The sequence below is a fragment of the Maribacter sp. MJ134 genome, from assembly GCF_003970695.1.
GTDB lineage: Bacteria > Bacteroidota > Bacteroidia > Flavobacteriales > Flavobacteriaceae > Maribacter.
The window spans coordinates 2276092-2290049 of sequence record NZ_CP034570.1 but is presented as its reverse complement, the minus strand read 5'-3'; the positions used below and the strand labels follow the sequence as shown (position 1 = coordinate 2290049).

Genomic DNA, 13958 nt, shown 5'->3' with positions numbered 1-13958 from the left:
TGCCCAACCTTAAAAAAGACTAATTTTAGAGAGGTGGCCGAGTGGTCGAAGGCGCACGCCTGGAAAGTGTGTATACCCCAAAAGGGTATCGAGGGTTCGAATCCCTTCCTCTCTGCAATTAAATTTTACTTTTTTTATATTGTTTTTTTTTTATCTTTAACCCTATTAACTAACTAATTTAAGTTTGAAAAAAATGAAAAAATTATTCCCAAGCCTAGCAGTTGCTGGGGCATTTGTAGCAGGTACAAATATGGTAAGTGCAAAGGTGGCAACTGCAGCAATGCTAGTTCAAGATGCAGCTCCTGAGGCAGAAAAAGGATTTACGCAAGTTTTAAAGGAAATGTTCATTACAGGGGGTGCCGGTTTTATGGGTATCGTTCTTTTATGTTTGATTCTCGGCTTAGCGGTAGCTATAGAAAGAATCATATATCTTAATATGGCGAGTACGAACAGTTCTAAATTAAAGCAGCAAGTAGAAGATGCTTTAGCTTCTGGTGGTGTTGAGGCTGCTAAAGAAGTTTGTAGAAATACAAAAGGACCTGTTGCTTCTATATATTACCAAGGTTTAGATCGTGCAGGTGAGAGTATTGAGTCTGCAGAGAAAGCGGTTGTAGCCTATGGTGGCGTTCAAATGGGGCAGCTAGAGAAAAACGTTTCTTGGTTATCCTTGTTTATCGCAATTGCACCGATGCTTGGTTTCATGGGTACCGTAATTGGTATGATTCAAGCCTTCCAGAAGATTGCAGCTGTTGGTAACTTAAGTGCATCTCTTATTGCAGGTGATATTCAAGTGGCATTATTAACAACGGTATTCGGTTTGATTACGGCTATTATCCTTCAAATTTTCTATAACTATATCATCGCTAAGATTGATAGCATCGTTAATGATATGGAAGATTCTTCGATTACTTTAATCGATATGTTGGTTGATCACAAAAAATAAGTAGCACCTTTAATACCTAAAAATTATGCAAAAAATTATAAAAATAGCATTGATTGTTATAGGTGTGGTAAGCGCATTGCTTTGGTACTTATTGCCTAGTTCAGATATGCCTGTAGCGGAAGCTGCTCAAAGTGGCGCAATGAACGCAATGTTCATCATTACGTACATACTACTAGGAATTGCAGTGGTAGTAAGTTTGGTTTTCACACTTAAAAATTTATTCTCTAATCCACAAGGTCTTAAAAAGACCCTATTCGTAATTGGAGGCTTTTTATTAGTGGTCGGTATATCATATGTGTTGGCTAGCGGAACGGATGTTGATCCGGAATTTTTAGCTATGTCAGATGAAAGTACAGTGAAAAAGATTGGGATGGGATTGAATGTTTTCTTTCTCTTGACCATTATCGCTGTAGCTTCTCTTATTATACCAGCTATTAAAAATATGTTCAGTAAATAAAAAACAAAAATTATGGCTAGAAGAGCAGGAGCACCAGAAGTTAGCGCTGGTTCCATGGCGGATATAGCTTTCCTATTACTTATCTTTTTCTTGGTAACGACTACTATTGAAACTGATGCAGGATTGGATCGTATGTTGCCTCCAATAGAACCGCCCGATACAGATGTTGTTATTAAACAAAAGAATATCTTTCAGGTAAACATCAACAAGAACGGGCAGCTGTTGGCTGATGATGAGTTGATAGAGCTTAAAGACCTTCGTGAAAAGGCTAAAGCTTTTTTGGATAACGGAGGAGCACCTTCAGGTAGTCCAGAGTATTGCAACTATTGCAAGGGAAAGAGAGATGCATCGTCATCCGATAATCCTTCAAAGGCAATTATTTCTCTTAAGAACGATCGTGAAACTAAATATAGTACTTACATAACTGTTCAAAACGAGCTCGTAGGTGCTTATAATGATTTACGTAATAGAGAAGCACAACGTCTATTCAAAAAGGATTTTACGGATATGGAAGCCGAGTATTTGAATCCTGAAACTTCTGATGATGTCAAAGAAGAATTAAAGGAGAAAGTAAAACGTATTCAGGATTTATTTCCACAAAAGCTTTCTGAGGCGGAAACCTCCTCATCTAATTAACGAACGATAAATAAAACACTATGTCAAAATTTGCAAAGAAAAAAGATGGAGACGTGCCTGCGGTATCAACGGCATCACTTCCAGACATTGTATTTATGCTTTTATTTTTCTTTATGACGGTAACGGTTATGAAGGATAGTTCGCTAAAAGTTGAGAACGTTCTCCCTAACGCGAGTGAAATAAAGAAGCTTGAAAAGAAAGATCGGGTAATTTATATTTATGTTGGTAAGCCAACAAAAGAATATGAGAGGGTCTTTGGAACAGAGCCTAAAATACAATTGAACGATAAGTTTGCGAACCCTTCTGAGGTCGGTGACTATATCTTGATGGAGAGAGCTAAAAAGGCTCAAGAACTTCAAAACGTTTTGACTACTTCTTTAAAAGTAGATAAGAACGCAAATATGGGTCTTATATCGGATATAAAGCAGGAACTACGAAAGGTTAATGCACTTAAAGTAAATTACACTACGTACGAAGGCGACGCTTTTAGAAACCTTCAGTAGATTATTTAATCATTTCAAACTTATATAAACGCTCCAATATTCTTGGAGCGTTTTTTAGTTTGTTATATTTAAGCACGCCGTACTACCCTTCGAAGCACTATAAGGTTAAGAGGTTTTCTAGTTGGTTATAGATATCGTAAATTAAATAAGATGAAAGGTTTTCTATGTTTTGTATGCCTAAGTTTAGTGTTACAGGCTACGGGCCAATCTCCAATTAAGGATAATTCTTCAACAGCTGACTATCTTGAAGATCAGTTCTATTTTGGGATAACATATAATTTTGTTCGTAATAGGGCAGAGGATTTTAAACAGCGTAATCTATCTTATGGTCTCAATACTGGTTTTATAAGGGATATACCGCTTAATCAAACAGGAACAAAGGCTTTGGGTCTCGGAGCCGGTGTTGCGATAAACAACTACTATTCTAATCTTGGTGTTAGGGAAAACGGTTCTGGACTTGACTATGTTTTTGATACGGATATAGCTGGTTTCAGGCGGAGTAAATTGGAAACGCATCTCATTGAGATTCCATTGGAATTTCGATGGCGTACTTCTACCGCTACCGAATATAAATTTTGGCGTATCTACACAGGTATCAAGGCTGCCTATGTGATAGGAGCCAGGTCGAAGTTGGTTACTGAGGATTTTACAGATGGTTTCTTTAATTCTGACATTAGAAGACTTCAGTACGGATTAACCTTAAATGTTGGGTACAATACCTTCAATATACATGTGTATTATTCCTTGACCGATTTGTTTGAAGAGAACGCCGTTGTTAATGGGGAATCTATAGGTTTTAGGCCTTTGAGAATCGGTTTTGTATTCTACATTTTATAACCAGAACTTAACGGTCAAAAGTTGTGATAGCAGACCAATCATCAGCCCTACCAGTAGTTCTGGTTTCGTATGGGCCTTTAAGTATAACCTTGATGATGCCACAACACCTACTGCCAGAGTGAATAAGCTTATGGCTATAATCACGTTTATTTCAAAGTGGATGCTAAGGGCAATTAAATACATGAGTAGACTTCCTAGTCCCATAAGATGTAAACTCACCTTAAATTTCAAGAACAGTAGCATAAGACTTGCTGCCGCGGCTCCTATTAAGCCAACAAAGAAGAAGTACAGCTCAATGGTATAATTGTTAGGAATAACCTTATAAAGAATAAGCGCCAGTAATAGTATATGAATGAGCACTGGATATTTGCGCTCTGCAATACTTGGCATAAAAACCGAATGTACCAGATGTAAATTTCTTAGAATCATGTAAGTGACAATAGGAATAATAACGGTCAATATAAATATGGGTAATATATTACCACTTTGAACTTCTAACGGACTATATTTTGGGGTGATTATGAAGTATATGAGTGTGCCTCCTATTGGTACTAATAGCGGATGGAATATGTAGGAAATGGCACTCGAGAAGAATTTCATTAAATCTGTTTTCGCAATCTGGCTACAGGTATTCCAAGTTGTTCTCTATACTTGGCAACGGTGCGCCTTGCAATAGGGTATCCTTTTTCCTTTAGAATTGCGGCAAGCTTGTCATCGGTTAAGGGTTTCTTTTTCGTTTCCTCGTTAATGACCGTCTCTAGAATTTTCTTTATTTCTCTAGTAGACACGTCTTCTCCTTGTTCATTTTTCATGGACTCCGAGAAGTATTGTTTTATCAGTTTGGTGCCGTAGGGAGTGTCTACATACTTGCTATTCGCCACTCGTGATACCGTAGAAACATCCATTTGTATTTCATCAGCTATATCCTTCAATATCATGGGGCGTAGGTTACGCTCATCTCCAGTCAAAAAATATTTCTTTTGATACTGCATTATGGCGTTCATCGTTATAAATAACGTCTGTTGCCGCTGTCTAATGGCGTCAATGAACCACTTTGCCGCATCTAACTTTTGTTTTATGAAAAGTACCGTATCTTTTTGGGACTTGGATTTTTCTTTAGACTCTTTATAACCCTTCAGCATATTGCTATATTCCCTTGAAACATGAAGTTCGGGAGCGTTTCTACCATTGAGCGTTAGTTCTAGTTCACCATCCACAATTCTGATGGAGAAATCCGGTACTACGTGCTCTATTATACGCGTATTTCCCGAATAGGACCCACCGGGTTTCGGGTTTAATTTCTCTATTTCTGAAATAGCACCTTTTAACTCTTCCTCTGTTACATTATGCTTCTGTATGAGTTTCTTGTAATGTTTTTTAGTGAACTGCTCAAAGGACTTTTTTAATATAGCTACGGCCAAGTCTATACTTGGGGTACCTTCTTTTCTTTCCAATTGAATAATCAGACATTCTTCCAAGGACCTGGCAGCCACCCCAGGAGGGTCTAATTGCTGTACCATATGTAATACACGTTCTATGGTTTTCTCTTCGGTATATATGTTTTGGGTAAAAGCCAAGTCGTCCAAAATATCGGATAATGGCCTTCTTATATAGCCACTCTCGTCAACGCTTCCCACCAGAAATTCGGCAATTGCCCACTCTTCGTCATTCAGGTATACTGTATTCAGCTGATTGAGTAAGTATTGATTAAAAGATGTTCCAGAGGCATAGGGAACACTTTTTTCGTCATCGTCCGCACTATAATTATTGGCTTGGGTCCTATACTCCGGTATTTCGTCATCACTTAGATAATCGTCAATATTGATATCCTCCGCTTCTATCCTCTCGCTGTCGGTTTCCGCTTCATACTGGTCATCGAATTCATCGTTCAAGGATTCAATTTCCTCTTTACCACTTTCCAATGCCGGGTTCTCTTCCAGTTCCTGCTTTAATCGCTGCTCAAAAGCCTGTGTAGGCAATTGTATCAACTTCATCAACTGTATCTGTTGAGGAGATAGCTTTTGAGATAATTTAAACTGCAGGTATTGTTTTAACATTGGTCTTTTCTAGTCCTTATAAAAATAATCAATTGCGTTTAAAACTCAGCATTTTGAGGGGTCCTTGGGAAAGGAATAACGTCTCTTATATTACCCATGCCAGTAGCGAACAGTACCAGTCTTTCAAAGCCCAATCCAAAACCACTATGCACTGCGGTACCGAATTTCCTCAAATCCAGATACCACCAAAGTTCTTCTTCGGGAATATCCAATGCGGCCATTTTCTCCTTGAGCACATCTAAACGTTCTTCTCTTTGCGAGCCACCTACGATTTCACCGATTCCGGGAAACAAAATATCCATAGCTCTAACCGTTTTTCCATCTTCATTTAAACGCATATAGAATGCCTTTATTTTAGCTGGATAGTCAAAAAGGATAACGGGGCATTTAAAGTGTTTCTCTACAAGGTAACGTTCATGTTCACTTTGCAAATCGGCTCCCCACTCATTTATAGGATATTTAAATTTCTTCTTCTTGTTGGGTTTACTATTGCGAAGAATATCTATTGCTTCAGTATAGGTGACCCTCTTGAAATTGTTCTCCGAGATAAACTTTAATTTCTCTATCAGCGCCATTTCGCTGCGCTCTGCCTGAGGTTTGGTTTTTTCTTCATCCAAAAGACGTTTTTCCAAAAATTGTAGGTCTTCTTGACAATGTTCCAGAACATAGTCGATGACACTTTTTATAAAGTCCTCCGCCAGACCCATGTTGTCATCTAAATCGTAAAAAGCCATCTCTGGTTCTATCATCCAAAATTCCGCTAGGTGTCTGGATGTATTGGAATTTTCAGCTCGGAACGTAGGTCCAAAGGTATATACTTTCCCTAGGGCCATGGCATAGGCTTCCGCTTCTAGTTGCCCCGAAACCGTGAGGTTAGTTTCTTTACCAAAGAAATCCTCTTTATGGTCAACCTCCCCGCTCTCCGTTAAAGGCGGGTTTTTTTCATCTAGTGTGGTTACTCTAAACATTTCACCGGCACCTTCAGCATCCGACCCTGTAATTATAGGTGCATGAAAATAGTAAAAACCATTATCCCTGAAATATTGATGTACTGCAAAAGCCAAAGCGGAACGAACACGCATTACGGCCGAAAAGGTATTGGTCCTGACCCTTAAATGTGCTTTTTCCCGTAAAAATTCCAAGGAGTGTTTTTTAGGTTGGATGGGGTAGGCCTCTGGGTCCGCATTCCCGTGTACAACTATATCCTTTACTTGAATCTCCACACTTTGCCCACGACCCTGACTTTCAACCAATGTTCCTGAAATACGTAAAGCAGAACCGGTATTTATCTGTTTTAGAACGGTTTCATCGATTTTTTCGAAATCTACTACACATTGGATATTGTTTAACGTGGAGCCGTCGTTCAATGCGATAAAACGATTGCTTCTAAATGTTCTGACCCATCCGTTTATGGTAACCTCTTGTAGTAAATCTTTTCCTGAAAGTAGTTCTTTTATGCTTGCTGAGCGCATTTTAAATGGATTGAAAATTAAAAATCAAAGATAGGTCTTTGCTAAAAAAAATGAAGGAATACTTAGGCTAAAAAGGAATTTTTAAGCTAAAAAGGAAATCAATCCGTCTCTTCTCCCTTTGGTAGAATATCTATTTGCGGTTTTTTAAGGACCTCTTTATTTGCGATGCTCTTCTCTAGGGATAGTAATAGCGACGGTAATAGAATAAGGTTGGCCAACATGGCAAAAAGTAGGGTTGCGGAAACCAAAGAGCCTAAAGCCACCGTTCCCCCAAAATTGGAAATAACAAAAACAGAAAAGCCAAAGAATAAAACGATAGAAGTATAGAACATACTTACTCCGGTTTCACGCAACGCAGCGTACACCGATTTTTCAATCTTCCATTTGCTTGACGTGAGTTCCTGCCGGTATTTGGCCAAGAAGTGTATCGTATCGTCCACGGAGATACCAAAAGCAATACTGAATACAAGTATGGTAGAGGGTTTAATGGGAACGCCTACAAAACCCATAATGCCTGCCGTTACCAACAGGGGTAATAAGTTTGGGATTAAAGAAATGATAATCATCCTAAAAGAACGGAATAAGTAAGCCATAAACAGGGCTATCAGACCTATTGCTAGGGCCAAGGACATAATTAGGTTCTTCACGAGGTATTTGGTTCCTTTAAGGAATAACAGGGCGCTACCCGTCATGTAAACGGTATATCTCTCTTTTGGAAAAATTTTGGCTATGTTCTCTAAAAGCCGCTGTTCAATTTCTTCCATACGGTCCGTTTTAACATCGCGCATAAACGTCGTCATCCTTGCAGTTTGCCCAGTACTATCTACAAAGCTTTTTAGCAGGTTGCCATTGTCGGACGATTTTCTGGCAACATCCATGATGAATGTATTTTCCTGACTCGTGGGTAATTGGTAGTATTTCGGGATTCCGTTATAAAATGCCTGTTTTGAATACTTCACCAAATTGACCACGGAAACCGGTTTGGACAGTTCCGGTATTTCTTCTACAACATCTCCTAGTCTATCTATTCTTTTGAGCGTTGCAGGTTTCAATACACCTTTCGGACTTTTTGTGTCAACAACTATCTCTACTGGCATTATGCCATCGAATTCTTCTTCAAAAAAGCGAATATCCTTAAAAAATTCTGCGTTCTTGGGCATATCCTCTATGGGGCTCCCAGAAATATCAATTTGGTAAATACCTATGATACTCACTACTAAAAGGGCAATAGAAACGATATAAACGGCAACTCTCTGGTGTCTTACAATACCTTCCATCCAACTCACAAAAGCATCAATCCACCTTTTGTTCAGATGTTTTAAATGTTTGGTCTTGGGAAGAGACATAAAACTATAGACAATGGGTATAATTAGAAGGGAGAGTACAAAGATCCCTATAATGTTTATGGAGGCTACGATTCCAAACTCTTTCAGAAGTTTGCTATCCGTTATAATGAACGTCGCAAAGCCAGAGGCCGTAGTCATATTGGTCATTAATGTGGCATTACCGATTTTGGAAATTACCCGTTGTAGGGATAATGCCTGATTGCCATGTTTTTTTACCTCTTGCTGATACTTATTGATAAGGAAAATACAGTTGGGTATACCGATAACGATGATCAGAGGTGGAATCAATGCCGTTAAGACCGTTATTTCATATTGAAGCAATCCAAGTATTCCAAATGCCCACATTACCCCAATTATTACAACGCACATAGATATGATGGTGGCACGCACGCTACGGAAAAAGAAAAAGAAAATTAGCGAGGTAACTCCCAATGCGGCTAAGATAAACTTACCGATTTCATCAATAATATTTTGGGAGTTCATGGTACGGACGTACGGCATACCGGAAATGTGCACATCTAGACCAGTTTCCTCTTCAAAACTGCCTACCAGATGTATCATATCTTTAAGGATAAAATCTTTCCGAACGCTGGTATTCACAATATCCTTATCCAAGTACATTACGGTGCGTAACGTTCGACTTTCTTTATTGTACAGTAGATTGTCATAAAACGGCATGTTGTTGAACAAATGCTGTGTTATGCTGTCAATTTCCTGTTGACTATCCAATTGTTTTTTAAGGAGGGGCTGAAGAACAAATTCTTGTTTTTCATTATCCTTTACCAATTCTTGAAGATTATCTGTGGATAGTACAAAATCTACTTCTGGGAAAGCTCCTAACTGTTTGCTAAATTTATTCCAGCGTTTAAAATTGTTCGGCAGAAAAAGTGCGCTATCCCTAACGGCAAGCACAACGGCATTACCCTCTTCTCCAAACTGACTCAGAAAAGATTGATATTCTTGGTTTACGGGGTGATCGTCCGGTAACAAATTAGCTTGGGAGCTAGAAAACCGCATATGTTGCCATTGCATTCCTAGAAAAACGGTGAAAGCCGCAACAAGTAACAATATCACTACTCTGTTCCTAAGTATTATCCTAGCGGTCTTTGCCCAAAATCCTTGTGTAAGTTTTGCTACCATTCCTATTTTTAGCGGAGTGCAAAGGTAACTATTGTGTTGTAAGCTTCCTAAATTGGAGCTTTAAAATGATAGCAAGCCTGAAAAGAAAAAGCAGCCTACTGGGCTGCTTAATTCAACAATAACTTGATATAATTATGTTATACCTTCATTATTTCCGCTTCTTTAACAGCAAGGAAATCGTCAATTTTCTTAACGTAAGTATCCGTTAGGTCTTGAACGTCTCCGGTGGCGTTTTTTTCTAAGTCCTCAGATACATCCAGTTCTTTTATTTCTTTATTCGCATCTTGTCGGGCACTGCGTACACCTACCTTTGCATGTTCCGCTTCTGCCTTGGCCTGTTTGGTTAATTGAATTCTACGTTCTTCCGTTAAGGGTGGTACATTAATTATGACCATGTCACCATTGTTCATCGGATTAAATCCTAAATTGGAATTCATAATGGCTTTTTCTATTTCTTGTAACATGCCCTTTTCCCATGGTTGTACCGAAATTGTTCTACCATCGGGTGTATTTACGTTCGCAACTTGTGACAGTGGTGTTTGGGAGCCATAATATTCTACCATAATAGAAGAGAGCATTGTAGGACTGGCTTTTCCAGCACGTATTTTTACGAACTCACGTTCTAAGTGTGCTATTGCTGCGTCCATACTTTCTTTTGCAGAATCTAGGACAAATTGTATTTCTTCGTTCATATTAAAATGTTTCTATCGTATAATCACAAATTATACCAAAAGTTTAAATATTAACAGTGGTGCCAATGGTTTCCCCTGCAACGATTTTTAAAAGATTACCCCTTTTATTCATGTCAAAGACCACTATTGGCAATTCGTTTTCTTGGCTCAAGGTAAATGCAGTAGTATCCATTACTTTAAGACCTTTTGTGAGCACATCTTGGAAAGAAATGGTATCGAATTTAGTGGCGTCCTTATCTTTTTCGGGGTCTGCAGTATAAATACCGTCAACCCTAGTTCCTTTTAAAATAACATCGGCCTCTATTTCGATGGCTCTTAATACTGCTGCGGAATCTGTGGTGAAATAAGGATTACCGGTTCCTCCTCCAAAAATAACCACCCTGCCCTTTTCCAAGTGTCGCATTGCCCTTCTTCTTATAAATGGTTCCGCTACTTCATTTATTTTTATTGCGGATTGCAAACGAGTCTGAACGTTCTGCATCTCAAGGGCACTTTGCAAAGCTAGACCGTTTATTACTGTGGCCAACATACCCATATGATCCCCTTGCACACGATCCATACCTGTAGCCGCACCCGCTAGACCTCTAAAAATGTTTCCACCACCGATGACTATGGCCACTTGAATACCTTTATCTACAACCTCTTTGATTTCTTCCGCATATTCACTAAGTCTTTTGGAGTCTATACCGTACTGTTTTTCCCCCATAAGGGCCTCACCACTTAGTTTTAAAAGTATTCTTTTGTATTGCATATTTCTTTTCTTTCAAAGCAAAAATACTGAAAAATTTTGATGACAGAGAAGCGAAAGCTTCACATTAAAAAGCATAATTATTTCCTAATAAATGGGACGCAGACGATTATATTTAATAATCTTGTCATGGTTGTATGAGTGTATGTAAGTATAAATATTCAATTCAAACTTTTATATGAAAAAAATTTATCTCTGGATAATTATCTGTGGACTGCTATATGGTTGCGGAGCAAATAAGTCATTAATCACAGTAGACAAAACTCCCATTATTGCTTCTTTGGATTTAATCAACATAGACGAGGACAGGGTTAAGGTGGAAATAAATCCAGGAGCCTTTATTTCGGATATCGTTACTTTTAAAATACCAAAAACGATTCCTGGAACTTATAGCACGGACGATTATGGTAAATACGTAGAGGGTTTGATGGCCATTGATTATAAAGGCAATGGGCTGAAGGTAAATAGACTTGATGATAATACATGGAATATTGAGAACGGGAAAAATTTAGATAAAATAACCTATCTGGTAAACGACACTTACGATACTGAAAATGAAGTAGGAGATGCCGTTTTTTCCCCTGCTGGAACGAATATTTTGAAGGGCGAGAATTTTATGTTAAACCTACATGGGTTTATTGGTTATTTCAATGACTACAAAGAGGTGCCTTATACCATATTGGTATATAAGCCAACGGAATTAATCGCGACCACCTCTTTACCAATGGAACAAAATAGAAAGCCAGACCCTTCCTGGGATAGTTTTATAGCGCAACGCTATTTTGAAGTCATAGACAATCCTATACTTTATGCTAGGCCCAACAAGGAAACGTTTCAAATCAATGATATAAAAGTTTCTATAAGTGTCTTTTCGCCAAACGAAACCTATAAAGCTAGCGACCTTAAGGAACGTATGGAAGAAATGATGAGTGCTCAGAAGAAGTTTTTGGGAGATATTGATAGTACTAAAGAGTATAATATCCTATTATATCTATCTCAATTAAATGATGATGATGCTCAGGGCTTTGGAGCTTTAGAGCACCATACCTCTACTGTAGTGGTATTACCAGAATCCATGTCCAGAGAACGTTTAGAACAAGCAATGATAGATGTGGTTTCCCATGAGTTTTTTCACATAGTTACCCCATTGAATATTCACTCAAAAGAAGTGCAGTATTTTGATTTTAATGATCCTGAAATGTCTAGCCACTTATGGATGTATGAGGGTACCACGGAATACTTCGCAAATTTGTTTCAAATTCATCAAGGCTTGATAACCGAGGAAGAATTTTATGAGCGACTCATGCGTAAAGTGGCTAACTCAAAAGGATATGACGATGCCATGTCCTTTACTGTAATGAGCAAGAACATTTTGGAAGAGCCTTTTGCATCAAACTATCCAAACGTCTATGAGAAAGGGGCGTTAATCAATTTTGCGTTGGATATTCTGATTCGTGAGAAAAGTAAAGGGCAAAAGGGAGTGTTGTGGTTAATGAAGGAGCTATCTAAGAAATATGGAAAGGATGTCCCTTTTGATGATGAGGTGCTGATAGACGAAATTGTAAATTTAACCTACCCAGAAGTGCGTGAGTTCTTCAATACACATGTGATAGGTGCTACTCCTATCGATTATATGGCCTACTTCGCAAAGGTTGGCTTGGCAAATACAAGATTAAAAGAAAAAACGGGTTATTTTCTTAATGGTGATATTCCGTTTATTGATGTGGATACAACCTATGGAAACAACATATTTGTAAGAAATGGAATAAGCTTGAATTCCTTTTTCAATGATTTGGGTATACAGGGGGGCGATATTATCAAAACCATTAATGGCATGACCATTACTTTAGAATCTATTAGGCCAATAATAAGTCAGAGCTTTGCATGGACTCCAGAGACTGAGATCGAGATGGAAATTCTACGTGATGGAGAGGTTTTACAGGTTAAGGGATTGGTTGGTTCGCCTACCGTAGAGGTTGCGAAAATCATACCTGTGGAAGGCATTTCAGAAGATTTTACTGAATTGAGGAGGACATGGCTTAAAGGATAATGGAAATTATCACCAATAAAAAACCCTTAAGAATTACCTTAAGGGTTTTTAGTTTGAGTTAGTCTAATGCTATCATTATCCTACTGTCGCACGCTTAAATCCGGTAACGTGTACATCTCCATATGATGCTACATAATCTGCAACACTTTTCTTCTCATCCTTAATGAAATTTTGGTCAAGCAAACATTGTTCTTGATCTAAAGTAGTATTGTCAGAAATGAAACGTTCCATTTTACCTGGAAGGATTTTATCCCAAATCTGTTCTGGTTTTCCTTCTGCCTTTAATTGCGCTTTGGCATCTTCTTCTGCCTTAGCCAAGACCTCGTCGGTTAATTGCGCTCTTGAAATGTACTGAGGTACATTCTTCAGGGTTTTACCTAAGCGACCCAACTCTTCATTGTCTTTTTCGATAACAGCAATCCTTGCTTCTGTTTCAGAGGCTACAAAGGCTGCATCAAAATCTTTATAAGAAAGAGTCGTTGCTCCCATAGAGGCAACTTGCATAGCTAAATCTTTAACTAAGACCTCAGCATTATCAACTTTGGACGATAATCCTACGAGTGCTGCTATTTTATTAATATGAACATAGGAACCAACGTAAGGTGCTTCTAATTTCTCAAAAGCCGTAATTTCTAGTTTTTCGCCTATAACGCCGGTTTGCTCAATTAATTTCTCGGTAACGGTCATGCCTCCAAAATCAGCAGCTAACAAGGCTTCTTTGGAATCGTGGTTCAAAGCAATTTCAGCGAGATCGTTGGCTAGGGCTACGAAATTTTCGTTCTTACCCACAAAATCAGTCTCACATCCTAAAACTAGTGCTACACCGGCGGTGTTATCTGCATTTATTTTAGCTATTGCAGCTCCTTCAGAAGAATCTCTATCGGCTCTTTTGGCTGCCACTTTCTGTCCTTTTTTACGAAGAACTTCGATTGCTTTGTCAAAATCCCCTTCAGCCTCAACTAAAGCATTTTTGCAATCCATCATCCCGGCTCCTGTAGCTTTTCTTAATTTATTTACTTCTGCGGCGGTAATTTTTGCCATTGTCTTGTATTTTATAGTTCCTCTTAAATGAGGAGA

General features: G+C 38.5%; 13 protein-coding genes and 1 tRNA gene. 7 read left to right on the top strand and 7 right to left on the bottom strand.

Translation table 11 applies throughout. The annotated features are described in order from the left end of the window. Positions 1 to 27: 27 nt before the first annotated feature. The 6 genes from EJ994_RS10080 to EJ994_RS10055 all read left to right on the top strand — a co-directional run bounded on the left by EJ994_RS10080 (position 28) and on the right by EJ994_RS10055 (position 3376). A tRNA-Ser gene (locus tag EJ994_RS10080) sits at positions 28 to 115 on the top strand. 78 nt (positions 116 to 193) lie between these two features. Then, positions 194 to 943, top strand: coding sequence for a MotA/TolQ/ExbB proton channel family protein (locus EJ994_RS10075; RefSeq protein ID WP_099574132.1), 750 nt, complete (start codon positions 194 to 196; stop codon positions 941 to 943). Between the two features lie 25 nt (positions 944 to 968). Then, entirely contained in the window at positions 969 to 1400 is a 432-nt protein-coding gene (locus EJ994_RS10070; protein WP_126592311.1) for a hypothetical protein, read from the top strand. A gap of 12 nt (positions 1401 to 1412) precedes the next feature. After that, a complete protein-coding gene (locus tag EJ994_RS10065) occupies positions 1413 to 2036 on the top strand; it encodes an ExbD/TolR family protein (RefSeq protein WP_126592310.1) in 624 nt (207 codons plus the stop codon). 20 nt (positions 2037 to 2056) lie between these two features. After that, positions 2057 to 2539, top strand: coding sequence for an ExbD/TolR family protein (locus EJ994_RS10060; RefSeq protein WP_099574135.1), 483 nt, complete (start codon positions 2057 to 2059; stop codon positions 2537 to 2539). 150 nt (positions 2540 to 2689) lie between these two features. Further along, positions 2690 to 3376, top strand: coding sequence for a porin family protein (locus EJ994_RS10055; protein ID WP_126592309.1), 687 nt, complete (start codon positions 2690 to 2692; stop codon positions 3374 to 3376). On the opposite strand, the gene EJ994_RS10050 is transcribed toward EJ994_RS10055, so the two are convergent. From EJ994_RS10050 to pyrH, 6 genes are all read right to left on the bottom strand, one after another. Then, positions 3371 to 3976, bottom strand: coding sequence for a hypothetical protein (locus tag EJ994_RS10050; RefSeq protein WP_126592308.1), 606 nt, complete (start codon positions 3974 to 3976; stop codon positions 3371 to 3373). The two genes, EJ994_RS10055 and EJ994_RS10050, sit on opposite strands and share 6 nt — an antisense overlap. After that, a complete protein-coding gene (gene rpoN, locus EJ994_RS10045) occupies positions 3976 to 5433 on the bottom strand; it encodes an RNA polymerase factor sigma-54 (RefSeq protein ID WP_126592307.1) in 1458 nt (485 codons plus the stop codon). The genes EJ994_RS10050 and rpoN overlap by 1 nt, the downstream gene beginning before the upstream one ends. Before the next feature lie 38 nt (positions 5434 to 5471). Beyond that, positions 5472 to 6905 (bottom strand): asparagine--tRNA ligase, encoded by a 1434-nt coding sequence (gene asnS, locus EJ994_RS10040; RefSeq protein ID WP_126592306.1) that lies wholly within the window; start codon positions 6903 to 6905, stop codon positions 5472 to 5474. Between the two features lie 98 nt (positions 6906 to 7003). Further along, positions 7004 to 9391: an efflux RND transporter permease subunit gene (locus EJ994_RS10035; RefSeq protein WP_126592305.1), complete on the bottom strand. Its 2388-nt coding sequence runs from the start codon at positions 9389 to 9391 to the stop codon at positions 7004 to 7006. Between the two features lie 137 nt (positions 9392 to 9528). Then, entirely contained in the window at positions 9529 to 10083 is a 555-nt protein-coding gene (frr, locus tag EJ994_RS10030) for a ribosome recycling factor (RefSeq protein ID WP_126592304.1), read from the bottom strand. A 43-nt stretch (positions 10084 to 10126) separates the two neighbouring features. Next, complete coding sequence (gene pyrH, locus EJ994_RS10025; protein WP_126592303.1) at positions 10127 to 10834, bottom strand: UMP kinase; 708 nt, start codon at positions 10832 to 10834, stop codon at positions 10127 to 10129. A gap of 175 nt (positions 10835 to 11009) precedes the next feature. Between pyrH and EJ994_RS10020 the strand changes: the two genes are divergently transcribed. Continuing rightward, positions 11010 to 12881, top strand: a complete 1872-nt coding sequence (locus EJ994_RS10020; RefSeq protein ID WP_126592302.1) for a peptidase M61 — start codon at positions 11010 to 11012, stop codon at positions 12879 to 12881. Between the two features lie 75 nt (positions 12882 to 12956). On the opposite strand, the gene tsf is transcribed toward EJ994_RS10020, so the two are convergent. Then, a complete protein-coding gene (tsf, locus tag EJ994_RS10015; protein WP_126592301.1) occupies positions 12957 to 13922 on the bottom strand; it encodes a translation elongation factor Ts in 966 nt (321 codons plus the stop codon). Positions 13923 to 13958: the final 36 nt, after the last annotated feature.